The organism is Lactobacillus sp. B4015, assembly GCF_026536055.1.
GTDB lineage: Bacteria > Bacillota > Bacilli > Lactobacillales > Lactobacillaceae > Lactobacillus > Lactobacillus panisapium.
Window position 1 is genome coordinate 25711 of record NZ_JAFNOY010000012.1, and the last position, 19779, is coordinate 45489.

At 36.8% G+C, this 19779-nt stretch carries 18 protein-coding genes; 14 read left to right on the forward strand and 4 right to left on the reverse strand.

Annotation, left to right across the window (positions count from 1 at the left end; genetic code table 11):
• The first annotated feature begins 28 nt into the window (after nt 1-28).
• The 6 genes from J3U71_RS10625 to J3U71_RS10650 all read left to right on the forward strand — a co-directional run bounded on the left by J3U71_RS10625 (nt 29) and on the right by J3U71_RS10650 (nt 4798).
• Nucleotides 29-1687: a BglG family transcription antiterminator gene (locus J3U71_RS10625; RefSeq protein ID WP_416381438.1), complete on the forward strand. Its 1659-nt coding sequence runs from the start codon at nt 29-31 to the stop codon at nt 1685-1687.
• Nucleotides 1688-1689: 2 nt separating this feature from the next.
• Entirely contained in the window at nt 1690-2127 is a 438-nt protein-coding gene (locus tag J3U71_RS10630; protein WP_258562407.1) for a PTS sugar transporter subunit IIA, read from the forward strand.
• 2 nt (nt 2128-2129) lie between these two features.
• The gene (locus J3U71_RS10635) at nt 2130-2414 is read left to right on the forward strand and encodes a PTS sugar transporter subunit IIB (RefSeq protein WP_220234984.1); all 285 of its coding nucleotides are present in this window, start codon (nt 2130-2132) and stop codon (nt 2412-2414) included.
• Between the two features lie 2 nt (nt 2415-2416).
• Complete coding sequence (locus tag J3U71_RS10640) at nt 2417-3676, forward strand: PTS ascorbate transporter subunit IIC (protein WP_267394238.1); 1260 nt, start codon at nt 2417-2419, stop codon at nt 3674-3676.
• Between the two features lies 1 nt (nt 3677).
• The gene (locus J3U71_RS10645) at nt 3678-4415 is read left to right on the forward strand and encodes a sugar isomerase domain-containing protein (RefSeq protein ID WP_220268792.1); all 738 of its coding nucleotides are present in this window, start codon (nt 3678-3680) and stop codon (nt 4413-4415) included.
• Nucleotides 4416-4513: 98 nt separating this feature from the next.
• A complete protein-coding gene (locus J3U71_RS10650) occupies nt 4514-4798 on the forward strand; it encodes a hypothetical protein (protein ID WP_103752631.1) in 285 nt (94 codons plus the stop codon).
• 92 nt (nt 4799-4890) lie between these two features.
• Here the strand turns inward: J3U71_RS10650 and J3U71_RS10655 are convergent, their stop codons facing one another.
• Nucleotides 4891-5151, reverse strand: coding sequence for a hypothetical protein (locus tag J3U71_RS10655; RefSeq protein ID WP_267394241.1), 261 nt, complete (start codon nt 5149-5151; stop codon nt 4891-4893).
• A 183-nt stretch (nt 5152-5334) separates the two neighbouring features.
• The gene (locus J3U71_RS10660) at nt 5335-6183 is read right to left on the reverse strand and encodes a helix-turn-helix domain-containing protein (protein WP_267394243.1); all 849 of its coding nucleotides are present in this window, start codon (nt 6181-6183) and stop codon (nt 5335-5337) included.
• A 435-nt stretch (nt 6184-6618) separates the two neighbouring features.
• On the opposite strand from J3U71_RS10660, the gene rpmH reads away from it, so the two are divergent.
• The 8 genes from rpmH to J3U71_RS10700 all read left to right on the forward strand — a co-directional run bounded on the left by rpmH (nt 6619) and on the right by J3U71_RS10700 (nt 16662).
• Nucleotides 6619-6759 carry a 50S ribosomal protein L34 gene (gene rpmH / locus J3U71_RS10665; RefSeq protein ID WP_003549412.1) on the forward strand — a complete coding sequence of 47 codons (141 nt, stop codon included), beginning with the start codon at nt 6619-6621 and terminating at the stop codon, nt 6757-6759.
• A gap of 51 nt (nt 6760-6810) precedes the next feature.
• Entirely contained in the window at nt 6811-7179 is a 369-nt protein-coding gene (rnpA, locus tag J3U71_RS10670; RefSeq protein WP_103752628.1) for a ribonuclease P protein component, read from the forward strand.
• A gap of 1 nt (nt 7180) precedes the next feature.
• Nucleotides 7181-8047, forward strand: a complete 867-nt coding sequence (locus J3U71_RS10675; protein WP_220220409.1) for a membrane protein insertase YidC — start codon at nt 7181-7183, stop codon at nt 8045-8047.
• Between the two features lie 99 nt (nt 8048-8146).
• Nucleotides 8147-9532 (forward strand): tRNA uridine-5-carboxymethylaminomethyl(34) synthesis GTPase MnmE, encoded by a 1386-nt coding sequence (mnmE, locus tag J3U71_RS10680; RefSeq protein ID WP_267394245.1) that lies wholly within the window; start codon nt 8147-8149, stop codon nt 9530-9532.
• Nucleotides 9533-9542: 10 nt separating this feature from the next.
• Nucleotides 9543-11441: a tRNA uridine-5-carboxymethylaminomethyl(34) synthesis enzyme MnmG gene (mnmG, locus tag J3U71_RS10685; RefSeq protein ID WP_267394247.1), complete on the forward strand. Its 1899-nt coding sequence runs from the start codon at nt 9543-9545 to the stop codon at nt 11439-11441.
• 265 nt (nt 11442-11706) lie between these two features.
• The gene (spxB, locus tag J3U71_RS10690; protein ID WP_267394249.1) at nt 11707-13521 is read left to right on the forward strand and encodes a pyruvate oxidase; all 1815 of its coding nucleotides are present in this window, start codon (nt 11707-11709) and stop codon (nt 13519-13521) included.
• Nucleotides 13522-13627: 106 nt separating this feature from the next.
• On the forward strand, nt 13628-15013 hold the full coding sequence (gndA, locus tag J3U71_RS10695) for an NADP-dependent phosphogluconate dehydrogenase (RefSeq protein ID WP_267394251.1): 1386 nt from the start codon (nt 13628-13630) through the stop codon (nt 15011-15013).
• Nucleotides 15014-15105: 92 nt separating this feature from the next.
• Complete coding sequence (locus tag J3U71_RS10700; protein ID WP_220220405.1) at nt 15106-16662, forward strand: ClC family H(+)/Cl(-) exchange transporter; 1557 nt, start codon at nt 15106-15108, stop codon at nt 16660-16662.
• A gap of 72 nt (nt 16663-16734) precedes the next feature.
• Here J3U71_RS10700 and J3U71_RS10705 read toward each other — a convergent pair whose 3' ends face one another.
• Both J3U71_RS10705 and J3U71_RS10710 read right to left on the reverse strand, forming a co-directional pair.
• Nucleotides 16735-18069: an MFS transporter gene (locus tag J3U71_RS10705; protein WP_267394253.1), complete on the reverse strand. Its 1335-nt coding sequence runs from the start codon at nt 18067-18069 to the stop codon at nt 16735-16737.
• 210 nt (nt 18070-18279) lie between these two features.
• A complete protein-coding gene (locus tag J3U71_RS10710) occupies nt 18280-19590 on the reverse strand; it encodes an NCS2 family permease (RefSeq protein WP_103752620.1) in 1311 nt (436 codons plus the stop codon).
• Nucleotides 19591-19779: the final 189 nt, after the last annotated feature.

The window sequence follows — 19779 nt, forward strand, 5'->3', positions numbered from 1 at the left end:
GGGTAACTAAATACTATAGGTATAAGAGGTGATAATCTTGGACACACACAAATGTATAGACAGTAAAGAAAGAAAATATTACATTTTGGCTCGTCTGATTAATGGTGAGCATCTTAGTTATCAGCATTTAGCAGATGATTATTATGTTTCTCGAAGTAGTATCGCCAATGATATTGCTGTTTTAAAAAAGCGTTTGGCCAAAGACAATGTTGCCCTGAGTTTTAATAATTCTGGATCATATCTTGGAGGAAGTGAACTTGATAAGCAAAAAATAATTAAACGGGTTGTAATTGATTTATTTGAATTAAATAGTTTAGAACTAAAAAATCTAATCAATTTGTTTGTTGATAGTAATTTGATTTTACAGATACTTCAGTTATTCCGTGGAAAATTGCAAGCATGGAAACTTGAACTGCCCGAAAATTGTCTTAATGACATAACAATATCGACCGCTATTTTGGTATTTAGGGGAAAGAAAGGGCATCAAATTAGCTGGGACAAGTCGATGAATATCTTGTTTCAGCAGATTGAACAGTATCCTTTGGTTTATCAGCTGCTTAGAACGATTGAAGAAGCAGGAATTTATCAACTTAATAATACAGAATCTGAGTATCTTTCATATATTGTGATTGGCAACGGTGTAAATTTTTTTATGAAAAATGACCAGGTACCACTTGGCTTTGTAAACGAAGTTAAAAAGCTCATTGTCAATGTCTGTGATGCTTTAGGTATTGATGTAAATAAGGACACTATTTTAGTTAACTCTTTAATTGTACATTTGTATCAAATGAAATTTCGCCTGCAGTCAAAAACAACGGTTATCAATCCATTATTAGGAGAAATAAAAAATAATTATCCTGATTTATATGGTGTAGTTTGGTATGCATTAAGTGAATTTGCTAAAATTAATGATTTACCTATTTCTGATGATGAAGTAGGCTTCGTTACATTGCATTTTCAAGCAGCGGTTGAGCGTAATAAGGCAATAAATCGAATTCTATTCGTATGTCCTAATGGTATTGGCATGAGTTCGCTAATTTGTGCCAAAATTAAAAGAATTTTGCCAGCTGCAGCTTTAACTGAAGTTGTTTCCAAACATAATCTAATGAAAAAAGACTTGACTAATGTTTCATTAATTATCTCTACTGTTCAGTTGACTGAGCAATCTGTACCAGTAGTTTACATTTCACCATTAATGACAGTTTGTGATATGAAAAAGGTTGCTAATACTTATATTGATGTTGTAATGAAGCACAAAGAAACAATTAAGGATGAAACGGAAATAGATAAAAAAGTAATACCCTTACTAAAAGGAAAAATTATTTTTACCGACAGAAAAGGGCCTAAGCAAATTATTGATTTATTGCTAGAAAATGGTAGTTGGCCTAGTGAACAGATTAAAAATAGCTATGAACAAACAATTATAGAGCGCGAAAAATTGCAGTCTACTTATTTAAGTAATGGTTTTGTAATTCCTCATGGCAACCCTGCACTTGTAGAAAAAAGTAGTATTTCGGTGGCAATTCTCGCTAAGCCCATTAACTGGGGAAATAATCGTGTTGATGTTATTGCTTTACTAATGGTTAATCGTAATGACCAGAGAATAGTTGAACCATTTATGAATTTAATTATGCAGGGAATTAACGATAAGAACTGGTTTATTGCAAAAATGATGGAGGCTAAATAACAGTGTCAGAAACTTTATTTAATGAAAAAAATGTTCAAATAATTGATGGTGCGCATGATTGGCGGGATGCATTATGGCAAGCCAGTTTACCCTTGATTAAAGAGGATGCGATTACAACAGACTATGTTTTAAATATGATTGCAAGCGTTGAAAAAAATGGTCCTTATATGGTTTTAACTGATTATTTTGCATTAATGCATGCAAGACCGGGTCAAGGTGTTAATAAATTGGGGATGAGTTTACTTATTTCTCGTAAGGCTATTGACTTAGAAGGTAAACCAGTAAAAATTTTTTTAGTAATGGCAGCAGTAGATAATACTAGTCATTTGCAAAGCTTACAAAAAGTGGTTTCGATTTTGATGGATCCTAAATCTTATCAAATAATTTTAAATGCTAATAAAAAAGCGATTGTTGCAATGTTTGCGAAAGTGAAGGTATAGAAATGAAAATCTTAGCAGTTTGTGGATTTGGAGTTGGTAGTTCAATGGTTTTAAAAATGACACTAGAAAAAGTTGTTATGGAACTAGGACTAAATGCTGATGTGAAAAATACTGATATTGCTTCTGCAAAAGCCGAAGAAGCTGATGTCTATTTTACTAGTGCTGAATTAAAACCTGATATTGAATCTTCAACATCTAAACCAGTGTATGCGATTAAGCGATATATGGATAAAAATGAAGTTTTACAGGCAATGAACGATTTTTTGGCACATAGGGGAGAAAAGTAATTATGGAAATATTAAAATTCATATCAAATGATATTTTACAAGACCCACCTGTTTTGCTTGGCTTAATTGCTATGCTTGGGCTTATTGTTCAGAAAAAACCGATAGCTGAGGTTGTGAAAGGAAGTATGTCAGCAGCATTTGGCATGATCATTCTGACCGAAGGCGTAAACATGCTAACAGGAGTAGTTGCAGCAATTAATACTGCTATTCAGACTAAAATGGGTATTCAAGTAGCTAAAGGAATGACAGATATTACTTTTACTGCAGAATATGGTGGAGCTGTGGGAATGGCAATGTTTTTGGCTTTGGTTATTCATATTTTAATCGCTCGCTTTACACCGATTAAAACAATTTTTTTAACTGGGCATATGCTATGGTGGGTACCTTTTGTCATTGTCGCTGGAGGTGTAGAAGGTGGATTATGTGGCATTAATTTAATTATAATGAGTGCAATTCTTTCAGCCCTATACTTTTCAATTGCACCTTGGATTATGCGGAAATATGTTTGGGCCGCAACGGGTGATGACTCATTCTTGATAGGTCATCCGACTACGATTCTTTCGTTAATATCTGGTTTTGTGGCTAAACACGTTGGTAATAAAAAGCACTCAACTGAAGACCTAAAAGTTCCCAAAGGTTTATCTTTTTTCCGTGATATTTCAATAACCGGTGGTATTGTAATGTTCTGTGTTGATATTGTGGTTGGGCTGATTGCCCCAACTTTAGTGCCTAAAGGAGGCAACATATTTACAGTGGCGTTGAATGCAGGTCTTACTTTTGGAGGAGGTTTATTAATACTACTTTATGGGGTTCGTTTACTAGTTAATCAAATCATTCCTGCGTTTCAAGGTATTTCTGAAAAATTAGTTCCTGGTGCAAAACCAGCTTTTGATGTTCCTATTCTGTTTAATTATAAACCAAATGCTGTTATTATTGGCTTTCTTTCGGCGTTCATTACTTCAACAATTTTAGTGTTGATTGCTAATGTGACTAATATATTTGGAATTTTAATCGTTCCATTGATGATAACTAGCTTCTTTGAGTGTGGTGGTGCAGCCGTAATCGGCGAAGGCCAGGGTGGCATTCGTGGAGCAATTATTGGAACTGTTGTAGCTGCAGTTGTAATGGTAGCTTTGGTAGGAGTTTCAGCGGTAATGATGGATAGTACTATTAAAAATTGGATTTTAATTTTTGGTGGTAATGATTTGTCGCTTTGGAGCATTATCAGCAAACTGATTGCTAGCTTGCTAGGGGGAATATAGTATGTATCGTTATTTTAATAAAATTGAGAATATTATTGATACTGTCGAAAAAGTCGAGAGGGATAATATTGAAAAAGCAATTACACTAATTTTTAATGCTAATATCAGTAAAAACTCAATTTATATATTCGGTGCTAGTCATGCGGGAATTTTGGCTGATGAAATGTACTATCGCGCTGGTGGCATGATTACAATGAATGCTATTTTTGGACGTGAGGTAATGCTCGATAGGAAGCCAATAACTTTTACAAGTAAAATGGAGCGCTTAGAGGGTTATGGTACTGCATTAGCAAGTACTGTTAATTTTAAAAAGGATGATATTCTAATTCTACATTCAGTTTCTGGAAGAAATCCAGTAATTATTGATTTGGGACTTGCAGCTAAAGCAAAAGGAGTAAAAATTATTGGTTTAACCAATCTTGCTTATTCTAGATCTGTTAATAGTCGTCATTCGTCTGGAAAGCATTTATTTGAAATTGCTGATATTGTAATTGATAACCATGGGGATATTGGGGATGCAGCTTGTCCAATTAAAGGTACAAACCAAAAAGCTGGTCCAACTTCAACCGTCATCGGTGCAGCTATTTTAGATAATATTATTGTTGAAACATGTCAAAGATTAGTAAATCATGGAATTCCAGAGGCACCAATCTTTTATTCAGCCAACCTTGATGACGGAGATAAGAAAAACCAAGAATTAATTGATGAATATAGGGATATGATTCATTATGATTTTTAGAGAAAATAATAAATCACGGGATGTTTCATGTGAAAAATAGTAAAATAGAACTAAATATTTTAACGCAATTACTGAAAAAATAAAGGAGATTTTAGCCAATGAACGATGATTATATCAAAATGGCATTAAAAGACGATGGTAACCTTAAAGTGATTCTTAAGGGATGCGTTGAAAATGTTGCTCAGGAAAAAGTTGGTGTTGTCAGTGTAGTCTACCTTACTAAGGATCCCAAAAAGGCTGAGCAGAAGTTCACTGAATATAATGCTAATAAAGAAGAAGGGGATTACTACATGGTTTATAGTTGCCCATTAGATACCTTTTTGCCGTCATTAGGTCATTATCCATCAATTGAAATTCATCAAGAAGATTTAAATGGAAAGTAAAAAGATAGCAAGAATGTTTACTAGAGCATAATAAAAGCAACAATGCTGCTGCATTGTTGCTTTTAAACTCTTATTGCTATTTATTTTGCCCGTTATTTATTTGGATGATCTTTATAAATATAAAACAATCCTACTAATAAAAACAACATTAAAATAATAGTTAAACTTGGAAATATTTGCTTAAATTTAAAATTATTTGCTACTAAAGTTCCCAATAATACTATCACTGAAAATGCCACTAAAAGTATTCCACGCTTTTTTCTAATAAATATAAAAAAAGAAGTATCTTTAAATATTTTAGAAAGACAGAAAACAATAACTATTACGGCGCTATATACTATGGTTTCAAACATAACTTACCTATCCCTTTATTTATATCTTTACTAATTTAAAAATATTAGATTTTTAGTTTGTATTGAGAGCAATCTTTATGGCTGCTATTATAATTGATAATTTAGGAGAAGAAGGCAATAGATGCATATTTGAACTTTTAAATCATATATGAAAGTAATGTTTCAAATAGGTAAAAAAATTATCTATTTGTTTTGATTGACAAACTCAGTAAGATTCTTACTATATTCCGTCATGCCAATAAATGAAAGAAAATCGATTCCTTTTTGACAGGCTTCAAGATATTCTTTCTGATTTGTGTAATGAAAATTAATCAAATTTTTGAATATTAAAAAAACACTCTTGCAAAAACATAGTTCGGGTTTGATTTTAATAGAATCTGCAACCTTTACAAAAGTCATAACGGCATCATAGCGCTTGTCTTCTATGCATAAAACCATCAAATTAGTAATAATTGCTAAAATTGAATTTTGAATGTCAATATCAGTACTGTTTTGTAATTGCTTTATAATTTTATGTGTAAGCAAAATATTACTATCAATATCATAAAGCCGCATGGACGAGCAATAAATTCTTAAAGAATACTTGTCAAATGAGTGAACACTAAATATTCTGTTTTTTATAATCGAGATAGTTTCTTGATCTAAATTTTTACTATTGTTAGTTGCTAATGCAATAACACCGGTAATTATAAGTAGTAGATTATTTTTATTAGGTAAATTTCCCTGTTCGATTATCTGTTTTAAGCGCTCAAGCTCTTTAGTAGAATTTTGATAATAGGCATTGCTCATTAATTTGCGTAATTCCTGTTCAAATTCATATTCAAGCTGTCTCTTGGGTCTCAATTCATTAAAAAACTGTTCGGGCAAGATATTGTTATAGTCAAGTAGATCAAGCAAATCATTAGTAACGATGTGATTCGCTCCTTGTTCTACTTTTGAGTAAAATGATGGGCTAATTATGGTTCCAACCCATTCTTTTTGGGTCTTGTTCGCTCTTGTGCGATACTGTTTTAATAATTCACCAATATCCATTTTTACCTCCAACTAAACTTTAGGAGTTTCTTAGTTTTCTACTATAGCATAGTAAAATATAATGTTAAGAACAATTGAGATCTATGCCAATTTATGGGAATTTACTTTGCTTGTTGTTTATTGAGACTAACATCCTAGTTGGATACTTGAGGTTACAAAAAATTGGAGTAATAGAAGTAGCTAAGTTAGTGAGTTACAAAATAATTTATCCAATTATGAAACAAAAATCTGCTCTAGAGTAGAATTGCTAAAAATAAAGAATATAAAGCTGATCAAACATTCTAAAGACATGTGTTAGAATCTTTTGGGGCTAAGAACATATATTTAGGTAGTAAATTCGCATTTTTTTCGTTTTCGCTTGGTTTTTTATTTTAATCATGGTATCCTAGATATTAAATTGTGCAGTTAGCATATTAAAAATGGAGGTGTAGTTTAATGACAACTAAAAGAACTTACCAACCTAAAAAGCGTCACCGTTCACGCGTTCATGGCTTTATGAAGCGTATGAGCACATCAAATGGCCGTAAGGTTTTGGCTAGACGCCGTGCAAAGGGTAGAAAAGTCTTATCTGCTTAAACCACTGAATCCCAGTGGTTTTTTTAATATCAAAGAGTGGAATGAAACGTTTTGAGAAAGTCTTATCGAGTTAAAACTGAAAATGATTTTCAGCGAGTTTTTAAATCTGGTAATTCAGTAGCAAATCGGGCGTTTGTCATCTATAAAATAGCTAAACCCGAGAATACTCATTTTCGGGTTGGAATTTCAGTTGGCAAAAAGGTCGGACATACCGCGGTTGTACGTAATCGCCTCAAACGTTATATTCGAGCAGTTCTTACTGAAAATAAGCCTGCAATTGATACACAGATTGATTTTTTGGTAATTGCTAGACCGTATGTACGAAATTTTAGGATGGCAGAAGTCCGGAAGAATTTGCTTCATGCGCTCTTTTTGGCTAATATTATAGAAGAAATACCTGAAAAAGTTGAGGAAGATTAGAGTGAAAGACATTTTAACTAAAAAGAATGTCAAACGTGTACTTGTGCTATTAGCAGTGATGGCAGTTGCCGTTGTACTAACTGGATGTGCTGCTTCAAATGCTAAGCCAGCTCCTGTTTCACATACTAGTGGTAACTGGTGGGATCGTTGGGTAATTTATTACATGTCAACGTTCCTGTTATGGCTTGCGAAGATAATGAACAACAGTTACGGTTGGGCAATTATTGTCTTTACCGTTATTGTACGGTTAATCTTGTATCCACTTAGTGCATTGCAGATTAAAAGTACAACTAAAATGCAAGGGATTCAGCCTGAAATTGATGCGTTGCGCAAAAAATATCCAGGTAATGATACAGAATCGCGAACGCTACTTTCACAAGAAACTAATAAGCTCTATAAAGAAGCTGGCATTAATCCGTACGCAGGTTGTTTGCCACTGATTATTCAGCTGCCTGTTATGTATGCTTTGTATGGTGCGATTTGGCAGACGCCACAATTACAGACTGGCCATTTTTTGTGGATGGACTTAGGTGAGCCGGATCCATACTTTATTATGCCGATTTTGTCGATGATCTTAACGTTCTTATCGACTTACATTAGTCAATTATCAACGCCGAAAGAATCACAAAACTTTTCGACTAAGATTATGACTTACGGAATGTCCGTAATGGTCGGTATAATGGGTATCTACTTCCAATCAGCAATTGTTTTGTACTGGGTAATTTCTAACCTCTTCCAAGTGGTTCAAACCTTTATCTTGCAGAATCCGATTAAATATCGGCATGAACAAGAAGCTAAGGCTGAAGCTGAACGCGAACGTAAGCGGCAACTACGGAAGACTTATAAACGATTAAAACGTAAACATTAATCTAAAGTAATTTTTAGATAAAGTAGTCAAAGTGCTTTATCCATCATGATTATTATTCATGGTGGTATAATGCGCTTTTTTTATTGAAAAGGAGAAATCATGGCACAAACTTTGACTGAATTTGATACGATAGCAGCAATTTCAACGCCGATCGGTGAAGGTGGTATTTCAATTGTCAGATTGTCTGGTGAAGATGCAGTTAAAATCGCCAACCGGGTTTTTAAAGGAAAAGACTTAACTAAAGCTCCTAGTCATACTATTCATTATGGGCACATTGTTGACCCCGAAAATAAGCAAATAATTGACGAAGTAATGGTCTCCGTTATGCTGGCGCCAAAGACTTTTACGCGCGAAGACATTGTGGAAATTAATTGTCACGGCGGAATTGTTGTCACCAATCGCATTTTACAGCTTTTGCTAAGAACCGGTGCGCGCATGGCTGAGCCAGGAGAGTTTACTAAACGGGCGTTTGTTAATGGGCGAATTGATTTAACCCAAGCTGAAAGCGTAATGGATATTGTTCGCGCTAAAACCGATCGTGCAAGGCAGGTTGCCGAAAATCAGCTTGAAGGTGGATTATTAGCAAAAATTCAGGCAATGCGCCAAGAGATTTTAGACACTCTTGCAAATGTTGAAGTTAATATTGATTATCCTGAATATGATGCTGATAAAGTGACATCTGAGCAAATGACTAGGGTTTCGCAATCAGTTATTGGTAAAATTGATGGTCTGCTTAAGACTGCTGCCGAGGGAACGGCGTTACGTAACGGTCTAGCGACTGCAATTATTGGTCAACCCAACGTTGGTAAGTCATCGCTGCTCAATTATTTAACTAAAAGCGATACTGCAATTGTAACGGATATCGCTGGTACAACGCGAGATACGCTTGAAGAATACGTTTCTGTTGAAGGGGTACCGCTAAAATTAATTGATACAGCTGGTATTCGGCACACTGAAAATAAAGTAGAAAAAATTGGCGTGGAACGATCAAAAAAGGCTTTGGATCAAGCTGATTTGGTTTTACTCTTGTTTGATTCAAGTAAGGAGCTAGATCCAGAAGATCGCGAATTAATTGCGGCAACGGCAAACAAAAAGAGAATTGTTATCTTAAATAAAACCGATTTGGGCCAAAAAGTATCAGCTGCTGAAATGAAAGAGTTAACTAACAGCGAAGTAATTCCGACTTCTATTTTGCAGAGAAAGAATTTGAATCAGTTAAAAGAAGCAATTAAAGATTTATTCTTTAACGGTATTGAAAATTCAAACGATCAAGTAATGGTAACTAATCAAAGACAAGTAGGATTACTTGAAAAGGCCAAAAAGCAGTTGCAGGATGTCATTGCTGCGTTAGAAACTGAGGTGCCAATTGACATTGCACAAATTGATTTCAATGGTGCTTGGGATACTCTAGGCGAAATTACTGGTGAAAGTAGTCCAGATGAACTTGTTAATCAACTATTTAGTCAATTCTGTTTAGGAAAATAGGTGTAAAAGAATGATTAAGAATTATGACTCAAACGATTATGACGTAATCGTCGTTGGTGCAGGTCATGCAGGTAGTGAAGCTGCCTTAGCTAGCGCCAGAATGGGCCAAAAGACGCTGCTATTAACAATTAGTTTAGATATGGTTGCGTTTATGCCTTGTAACCCTTCGGTTGGTGGTCCAGCGAAAGGGACAGTAGTACGTGAAATTGATGCCCTTGGTGGTCAAATGGGTAAAAACATTGATGCCACTTATATTCAAATGAGAATGCTCAATACGGGTAAAGGCCCCGCTGTTCAAGCTCTCCGTGCGCAAGCTGATAAGTGGCAATATCATGAGCAGATGAAGAGCGTAATCGAAGAAACACCTAATTTGACATTGCGCCAGGCAACCGTTGATGAACTAATAGTTGAAGACGGTGTATGTAAAGGACTAATTACTAATACGGGTGCCAGGTATCATGCCAAAAGTGTTGTGTTAACTACAGGAACTTCGGCTCGTGGTCGCATTTATATTGGTGAATTAAATTATTCTTCAGGTCCTAACAATACTATTCCGGCAATTAAACTTTCTGAGAATCTGGAAAAACTGGGTTTTAAATTACGTCGTTTTAAAACCGGGACGCCGCCACGCGTCAATAGTAATACGATTGACTACTCTAAAACGGAAGAGGAGCCAGGCGATCAGATACCGCGTCATTTTTCCTTTGAAAGTAAAGATGAGGACTATCTAAAAGAGCAAGTTTCTTGCTGGATGACGTACACTAATAAAAGAACACACAAAATTATTAACGAAAATCTAACCCGCTCACCAATGTTTTCAGGTGAGATTAAAGGTGTGGGTCCACGTTACTGTCCATCAATTGAGACAAAGGTAGTGCGTTTTGCTGATAAGCCGCGCCACCAAATTTTTCTTGAGCCGGAAGGTAAAAATACCAAGGAAGTTTATGTTGGCGATTTTTCAACTTCAATGCCCGAAGAAATTCAATTAAAAATGCTACACACGGTTGCAGGATTAGAAGATGCCGAATTGATGCGTCCGGGTTATGCGATTGAGTATGACGTAATTGATCCTTGGCAGTTAAAGCATACCTTGGAGACTAAAAACATTAAGAATCTGTTTACTGCCGGGCAAATGAACGGTACTTCTGGTTACGAAGAAGCTGCGGGACAAGGCTTAATTGCTGGTATTAATGCAGCTTTACGTGCTTCCAATCGACCTAGCTTTACTTTAGGTCGCGATGAGGCATATATTGGCGTTTTAATTGATGATTTAGTAACGAAGGGAACAGAAGAGCCATATAGATTGCTGACTTCACGGGCGGAATACCGGCTGATTTTACGTCATGACAATGCTGACTTACGTTTAACGGATTATGGTTATCAACTTGGTCTGATTTCGGAAGAGCGCTACTCGAAGTTTTTGGCTAAAAAAGAGCAAATCAAGCAAGCCGAAAATGCTGTAAAGACAATTACTATTCATCCCGATGAAAAAGTGCAGGCATACCTTGCAAGTATTGGTGAAGATAAGCTTAAAGCTGGTGTAAAAGCAGATGTATTCTTACGTCGGCCACGAGTTAAAGTTGATGATATTGAAAAACTGACGGGCGAAACAATTTCAACTGAGCGCTACGTTAAGGAGCAGATTGAAATTAATGTTAAGTATGCCGGCTATATTAAGAAGGAACAGCAACAAATTAATCGTTTGCACCGCCAAGAAGCCAAAAAAATACCAGCTGATATTGATTACCAAGCAATTGAAGGCTTAGCAACAGAAGCACGGGAAAAATTTGAGAAGATTAGACCTGAGACGATCGCACAAGCTGAACGGATCTCTGGGGTAAATCCAGCCGATATGGCGATTTTGAGTGTTTACGTTCAAAATGGTCGTTATGCTAAAATCAAAAAGTAACTTTTAGAAAAAATTTAAAATTCTTTTTCTGAAAATAAATAATTCAAAAAAGACACAAAATAAACGTTAATGATCAGATAATCACAAATATAATTATTGCTCTTATCTTAAAGTGATTATTTATTGATATAAGTTTGTGAAAATAATATTTTTACAAAGCGCTTACATATCTGTCCAACCAATAATTTTACTCACTTGAAATTGTGAAATTATATGTTTTAATACAGTATGTAAGTAAATGTATTTAAGGAGATGCACTTTAAAAATGGCAAAAATTAATGGCGCAAATGCTATGCTCCAAGTTTTATTGGACTGGCATATTGATCATATTTATGGTTTCCCAGGTGGTTCATTCGATTCAACTATGAATGCTATCCACGACTTCAAGGGTAAATTGAAGTATATTGAGGTTCGGCATGAAGAAGCTGCAGCTTTGGCAGCTTCAGCTGAATATAAATTTACTGGCAAAGTTGGCGTATGCTTTGGTTCAGCTGGTCCTGGTGCTGTTCACTTAATGAATGGTTTGTACGATGCTAAATACGACAAGGTTCCAATGGTAGCGATTATTGCTAATGTTCCAACTAGTCGTCAAGATATGGACTTTTTCCAAGCATTTGATGAAAAGCCTTGGTTTGATCCCGTTGCAGTTTGGAATCACCAAATCAAGCGGGCTGAACAAATCCCTGCAATGATGGATGAAGCTATTCGTCAAGCTTATGCTAAGAAGGGTCCAGCAGTTTTAATCTTACCTAAGGACTTTGGTTGGGATAAGATTGATGACAATTTCCGTGTAAATTACAATGCATTGGAAGCGATTCCTAACTATGCAGCTCCTAAGAAAGAAGAGATTGATGCAGCTGTTAAGCTTCTTGAAGAAGCTAAAAATCCAGTTGTTTACTTTGGCTTAGGTATGAAGGGACATGGCGATGTCTTAGAAAAATTCGCTGAAAAATTCAAGACCCCATTGATGTCGTCAGTTATGGCTAAAGGTGTTGTTGAAGATAAGTGTCCAGCATACATGGGTTCAATCGGTCGTGTTGCTCCAAAGCCAAGTGACGATATTCAAACTCACGCAGATGCTGTAATTTGGGTTGGTAATGACTCACCATTTTCAATTTTCTTCTTTGACCCTAAGGCCAAGGTTGTTCAAATTGATGTAGATTCTGAAAAGTTGGGTAAGCGTCACGCAGTTGATGTCCCAATTTTGGCAGATGGTGCCAAGACTTTGCAAGCAATCATCGATGCCGGCAAAGCTCGTGAAGAATCACCACTTTACAAGGCTGCCATTGCAGACCGTAAAAACTGGGAAGACTGGGAAAACAGTTTTGTTGACTCAGACGAAATGCCAATTCGTCGCGAACCAATCTTTGATATTATTAATAAATATGCTGCAGACAATGCACAATTTGCAATTGATGTTGGTAACATCAATATTGATTTCCAGCGTTTAGTAAATCTGCATGATGAACAAACATGGGCAACCTCTGGATTATACGCAACTATGGGCTTTGGCTCCCCTGCTGCTCTTGCTGCTGCAACTGTTCACCCAGAACGTGAAGTTTGGAACTTAGGTGGTGACGGTGGCTTTGCAATGATGAATCAAGAATTATTGACTGAAGCTCGTTACAACATGCACATTTTGAACGTTGTCTTTACTAATGATACTTTAGGCTACATTGAAGCTGAACAAGTTGACGAATCACACCAACCATTATCTGGCGTTATTTTGCCAAACAACGATTGGGCCAAAGTTGCTGAAGGTATGAACGTTAAGGGTGTAACTGTACGTACTAAGAAGGAATTCGAAGACGCAGTTAAGGAATTCAAGCAAATGGATGGACCAATGTTAATCGACATCAAGTTCACTCATGACATGCCTTACTCAACTGAATTGAACACACTTGATGACCCTGAATTTGTTAAGAAGTATCAAGCTGAAGATTTGAAGCCATTCAGCTACTTTGCTGATAAATATGGTTTAGTTGAAGATGCTGCTTCAGGTGCTTCAGAAGCTGAAGAAGAAGAACCTGAACCAGAAGAAGAAGAGCCTGACACAACTTCAGGTGCTTCAGCACACTAATAAATATTATTAGAAATGGAAAAGCGAAACTTTTTGAAAGTTTCGCTTTTTTGCTACCGTACAAGTATAATAATAGAGTATGAAATTGTACGATGGAGGATTAAATATGCAACAATTCGGAATCATTGGCTTATCCGTAATGGGCAAGAACCTTGCTTTAAATGTTAGAAATAGTGGCTTCTCCGTTTCAGGCTTTAGTATTGATAAAAAAGAAGTCGATGCTTTTGCCAAATATCAGGATGATAAATTAAAACCAACTTATACTTGGGAAGAATTTGTCAATTCTCTAGAGAAACCACGTAAGATTTTGATTCAAATTATGGCCGGCAAGCCAGTTGATGAAACTTTACATAAGCTATTACCATTACTTGATAAAGGCGATATTTTACTTGATGGTGGAAATTCAAACTTCCATGATACTAATCGGCGTTTTCACGAAATGAAAGAGCATGGCATTCATTTTATTGGCATGGGTGTTTCAGGCGGTGAAGAGGGAGCTTTAAATGGTCCAGCATTGATGCCAGGTGGTGATGAAGAAGCTTATAAGGAAGTTGCCCCTATTTTAGAAGCAATTGCTGCTAAAAATGATGATGGCCAGCCATGTGTCAGCTTCATTGGTCCTGAAGGCAGTGGTCATTACGTTAAAATGGTACATAACGGAATTGAGTATGGTATCATGCAAGAGTTTTCCGAAGTTTACGATATCTTACGTAAAGTAGCAGGAAAATCTAATGATGAAATGTCCGCAATTTTTGCTGACTGGAATCAAGGCATAGTTAAGGCCTATCTTAGTGAGATAACCTCCGAAGTATTGAAGCAAAAAGATGATTTGACCCCAAATCATGTAATTGATCATATTTTAAACGTTGCTTCATATAAGGGTACTGGTAACTGGATGCTAGAAGATGGAGTTCATTTAGGTGTTCCAATTAGTGTAATAGCCGAAGCAGTTATCAGTCGGTTTATGTCAAAGGCTACTACGCGTGAAGGTAAAGAAATTAATTGGACTGGTGAAGTTCCAGATGATTTAATCGAAAACCTAGGAAAAGCATTGCAGTTAAGCCAGGCTGTTGCATATGCGCAGGGCTTCCAGCAATTAAAAATGGCTGCTGATGCTTACCATTGGGAATTACGTTATCCTGCAATTGCTCAATCTTGGGAAGCTGGCTGCATTATTCGCTCATCGATGTTAAAAGATATTGAAAAAGCTTTTGCTGATGGCAAGAAGCTTGACAATATGTTCCAAGATCCTTACTTTAAGGACTTGATGGAGAAGGATACCCCAGCATTGCGTAAAGTGCTTGAGCTTGCAACCAAGGCCGGGATTCCTACACCAACTTTAAGTGCTTCACTTAACTATTTGGAGTCAATTTTTAATCCAAGTCTGCCAGCTAATTTAATTCAAGGTCAACGTGATTACTTTGGCGCACATACTTACTTCAGAAATGATCGTGATGGAGTTTACCATACTGAGTGGTACGAAGAAAAATAATTCTGTTACACGTGTAACAAAACAAAAACCAGTTAAAATTAGTTTTTGACTGGTTTTTTGCTGTGATGAAACTAGTTCAAAGTGGGTGCGAAATGAAAAATAATAGAATTCAGATTAAGCTGCTGCTAGAGGCAATGCTAGTCGGCCTCTGCAGTGGAATAGTTGTTGGCTTTTTCCGGTTTGGAATAGAGCAAATGTCTAGCTTGTGGCTAATGTTGTTTCATCTGGCTCATCAAAGTTGGTTATGGTTCTTACCAATTGTTATCGGCTTAGCTGCAGTTGGCTTGATTGCGGGCTATTTTGTTAAGCAATATCCCCACGTTGGGGGATCTGGTATTCCTGAAGTAAAATTACAGCTTGCAGGTAAATTGCAACTTAGTTGGTGGCCGATTTTGTGGCGGAAAGTGATTGGCGGCATTCTAGTCATTAGTACGGGCCTATTTTTGGGGCCTGAGGGGCCTTCACTTCAGATCGGGTCAACTATCGGTCAAGGGATGGCAAAAGCCTCTAAAGAGGCTAAAACAAACGAGCGCGTATTGCTATCAACGGGTGCCGCAAGTGGACTGGCAGCCGCATTTGGTGCACCACTTAGTGGAGCCTTATTTGTATTAGAAGAAGTTTTTCACAACTTTTCACCTCGTGTAGGACTTAATGCACTAGCTGGGGCCTTGGTTTCAGATTATGTCGTATCCAATTTCTTTGGTCAAAAACCGGCATTATCTTTAGTTTATCGGCATACTTTTCCTGTTCAATTATACGGACACCTATTGGTATTGGGACTGCTCTTAGGTCTCTTAGGGCATCTGTACAAAGCCGGTTTATTTAAGGGAAAAGAATTTTATGCTAAAATCAAAATTCTGCCTAACTGGTTATATGGTCTTATTCCGCTAGTAATTTTAATTCCAATTGCCTATTTTTGGCCACTGATAACTGGACCAGGCAATCGCTTAATTTTGGCGTTACCAAAGATGATTAAAATTAATAATTGGCAGATGGTAAAACTACTTGTACTTTATTTTGTCATTAGAATAGTATTTTCGATCATTTCATATGACTCTGGCTTGCCAAGTGGAATCTTTTTACCCGTCTTAACCATGGGTGCTTTAATTGGTGCCTGTTATGGTCTAATGATGGTTCAGCTTCATCTTTTGCCAGCCAAGTTAGTAATTAACTTAATAATTTTTGCGATGGCTGGCTATTTTGCTGCGGTAATTCGGGCACCATTTACAGCGATAATGCTGATTACGGAAATGGTAGGATCGCTTCTGCACTTAATGCCGCTTGCAGTCGTTGCGTTTATTGCTTTACTTACAGATGAACTGTTAGGTGGTAAGCCAATATACGGAATATTAGCCCAAAAAATGGCCGAACAAGGCGCATCTGTTACTATTCAAAAATCGGGTAAGGAGGATCAACTAACTGTTCCTGTCTATGAGGACAGTCAACTTGCTGAAAAAACAATTGCCCAAGTTAAGTGGCCAGAAGATACCTTGGTTAAAGCAATCTATCATGATGGTAATTATATCGTTCCTAATGGCCAATCCGTGATCAAGCCGGGAGACTCATTGATCCTAGCACTAGATTCAAACCAACGGGGCCGAGTTTATAGTCAAATGCGGCAACTCCAAGGAATTAAGTATGATGGCTAAAAAAGCACGCTGTTAATTGCGTTGATTTCAATTTCAAAACGATATCAATCAAAGCAAGTGCAGCATGCTTTTTTATTTGTTCTTTTTTAAATATTGTGGTGCAGTTTCTGGTGCCCAAATTAAACAGACAAGAAAGGCGGCGAATAATACGCAGGCGCAAACAAGCATTGCCAAATTGACGCCGCCAACATCGGTCAAAACTGGAAGTAAAAAGGTTCCAGCTGCGGCACCAATGCGGCTAATAGTAATGCACGTGCCCACACCACTAGCCTGGACACTATCGTCAAACAACTCGGTTGGATATGGATAATCTAAAACCAAACCCGATGACAAAATAATTGAGAAAATTGAGAATAGTAGAAGCTTAAATGAAGATGGCGCATTTGGCAGCAGTGCTAGTAGGCCGATTAAAAATGTTGATAGCAAAAAGTTACTAATTAAGAATACGCGTCGACTGAGATGATTGAAAAGAAAGATTCCCAGAAAAATTCCTAACAGCATACTAATATTGTATAAATTTCCTGAAACACGTGGGTTGCTTATGTTCATACCATTTAGCAAAATTGGTAAAAATATACTGATACCAAAGAAGGCGAAAGTCTGACAGGCATAAAAGATTCCGCCAACCATAGTTCTTCGTAGATATTTTTTACTGAATAAAATAGTCCAGGAACTTGAACCATTTTCCTTCGGACGCTTAAAATGCCTGGAAATACCCCATTTGTGTCCTAATATCTTACCAATTACTCGATTAGCAATTTTTATTTTACCTTTATTAGCAAGCCAACCTGGTGATGGCGGTAAGGGGAAAATTGTCCGAAATAGTGCAGTAATAGTAGCGGGAACAGCTCCAGCTGCTAAAATGATCTGCCAAGTACGAGCTCCAAAACCGTTTACGAGGGTTCCAGTAAGATATGAAGCAATAAAGCCAAGAACCCAATAAATCAAGAGATGACTCTGCCTTTTACTGTCTTCTCCTTTAGGTAACCATTCGGTCAGTAGGGCATTACCGGCTGTATAGTCGATTGCCATCATTAAACCAATGCCAATTCGAATAAGAAAGGTCCAGGTAAGATTAGTAGTTGTGAGGTGAAGTAATGATAAAATTGCCAACACATACATGTTGCTCATTAACAGTTCACAGCGCCCAATCTTATCGGACAAACGGCCAATAAAAGCACTACTTGATAAGCCAATTAAACCACCTGCACCAATTAGTCCAGTCCATAAATCACTGATTGCGATATAATTACTGGCATTATTCATTGCCATTCCAGTTATTCCAAGTGAAAAGCCACAGGTAAATTGTCCTAAAGCAATTGCCAACATGACGCGCAAATGTACTTTAGAAAGCGGTGCTTTTTTATAATCTTGTTTAATTCTATGTTTTTTATTTAACATAATCATAGTCCGAAAGGCTTAAATCGTGGGCTATTTGTTGCATCTCCTTTATTTACGCCAAAGTTATTATATAATAACATAACAAAGATTTCGGTTTCTTGCAAAATGTCTTTAAATTACTAGGTCCAATTTTTGTATACCCACAGGTTTGCTAGCAAATTATCAAAATAAAAAAATACCACTTGGTTGGAAGCGGTATTTTTTGCTTATAAAAGATTACATATTTGTCACTAAAAAGAAGATGACAAAGACGATAAATAATGCGTACATCATCGGTGAGACTTTTTTGGCTTGTTTAGAAGCGAGCATTGTAATTGGGTAAGCAATCATTCCTAGTGCCAAACCATCAGAAATGCTGTATGTCAGAGGCATACCAATTACAGTGAGAAATGCCGGAAAGGCAATTTCAAATTTGTCCCAGTTAATTTTCTTTAAATTGCCCGCCATTAACACGCCGACAATAATTAAAGCGGGAGCGGTAACTGTAGTTGGAATCACTGCAAGTAAAGGACTAAAAATCATACTGATTAAAAAGAAAATACCTACAAATACTGCAGTTAAGCCAGTCCGTCCGCCCATAGCAATCCCAGCACTTGATTCCACTGAGGTTCCAAGGGGAGCAGTACCTAAAACCGCTCCTTCAACCATGGCTAGGGAGTCAGAAACAAAGGCTTTACCGATACGAGGTATTTTACCATTTTTATCGACCATTCCAGCTTGTTCGGTCATACCAATAAGTGTGCCGGCGGTATCAAAGAAAGTGACTAATAAAAAGGTTAGAACTACCATAAATAATTGCGGCGTATTAATATCTTTCAAGTGAAAGACGGCTTGACCAAATGTAGGTGCGATACTTGGCGCTGCTGAAACAATAGCTTTTGGTACCGCCACTTGGCCAATAACAATACCAAAAATAGCCGTAACAACCATCCCGATAAAAATTGAGCCGGGAACATTCATTGCCATTAAAATAACTGTTAATGTTAAACCAAAAAGAGTGATCCAAACGGCAGGAGAGTTAAATTTGCCTAAAGTAACGAGGTTTGAGTCGCTGTTGACAATTAATTTGCCGTTTTGCAAACCAATAAAGGCGATGAAGAGGCCGATACCGGCTGAAATAGCATATTTTAAATCTTGCGGAATAGCATCGACCACTTTTTCACGTAGCTTTAAAATCGTAATTAAAATAAATAAGACTGAAGCTACCAAAACAGCAGCTAGTGCAGTTTGCCAATTGATATGCATGCCACCACAAACATTATATGCAAAAAATGCTGCACTTCCGAGTGTGGGAGCTAGTGCAATAGGATAATTAGCAACTAGGCCCATGATAAAACAACCAATTGCAATGGAAACTGCCGTGACAGTAAAGGCAGCCCCCTTGTCAATGCCAGCTGCATGTAAAATATTAGGGTTAACAAAAAGGATGTAGGAGAGACTGACAAAAGTGGTTAATGCAGCAATTAACTCACGTTTGACAGTGGTATGAGCATCGTTTAAATGAAAGACTTTATCTAGTGTCGTCATTTTTCCTCCAAAAAGTTAATTATAAATGAACTATCTAAACTAGTGTAGCACACACAGTCCAGTTTGAATTACTATTTCCCGGGAAATAAAAAAGCAAGCCCTTTCAGACTTACTTTTTTACTTACCACATTCCGATTACTTTCATCCAGGCCAATAACGCCATAGACCAAAACATAAAAAATACCGAAA

Coding starts and splice junctions, on each gene's coding strand:
- J3U71_RS10635 (WP_220234984.1), top strand. CDS start 2,130: ATGAAAATCTTAGCAGTTTGTGGATTTGGAGTTGGTAGTTCAATGGTT.
- J3U71_RS10640 (WP_267394238.1), top strand. CDS start 2,417: ATGGAAATATTAAAATTCATATCAAATGATATTTTACAAGACCCACCT.
- J3U71_RS10645 (WP_220268792.1), top strand. CDS start 3,678: ATGTATCGTTATTTTAATAAAATTGAGAATATTATTGATACTGTCGAA.
- J3U71_RS10650 (WP_103752631.1), top strand. CDS start 4,514: ATGAACGATGATTATATCAAAATGGCATTAAAAGACGATGGTAACCTT.
- J3U71_RS10655 (WP_267394241.1), bottom strand. CDS start 5,151: ATGTTTGAAACCATAGTATATAGCGCCGTAATAGTTATTGTTTTCTGT.
- J3U71_RS10660 (WP_267394243.1), bottom strand. CDS start 6,183: ATGGATATTGGTGAATTATTAAAACAGTATCGCACAAGAGCGAACAAG.
- rpmH (WP_003549412.1), top strand. CDS start 6,619: ATGACAACTAAAAGAACTTACCAACCTAAAAAGCGTCACCGTTCACGC.
- mnmE (WP_267394245.1), top strand. CDS start 8,147: ATGGCACAAACTTTGACTGAATTTGATACGATAGCAGCAATTTCAACG.
- mnmG (WP_267394247.1), top strand. CDS start 9,543: ATGATTAAGAATTATGACTCAAACGATTATGACGTAATCGTCGTTGGT.
- spxB (WP_267394249.1), top strand. CDS start 11,707: ATGGCAAAAATTAATGGCGCAAATGCTATGCTCCAAGTTTTATTGGAC.
- gndA (WP_267394251.1), top strand. CDS start 13,628: ATGCAACAATTCGGAATCATTGGCTTATCCGTAATGGGCAAGAACCTT.
- J3U71_RS10700 (WP_220220405.1), top strand. CDS start 15,106: ATGAAAAATAATAGAATTCAGATTAAGCTGCTGCTAGAGGCAATGCTA.
- J3U71_RS10705 (WP_267394253.1), bottom strand. CDS start 18,069: ATGATTATGTTAAATAAAAAACATAGAATTAAACAAGATTATAAAAAA.
- J3U71_RS10710 (WP_103752620.1), bottom strand. CDS start 19,590: ATGACGACACTAGATAAAGTCTTTCATTTAAACGATGCTCATACCACT.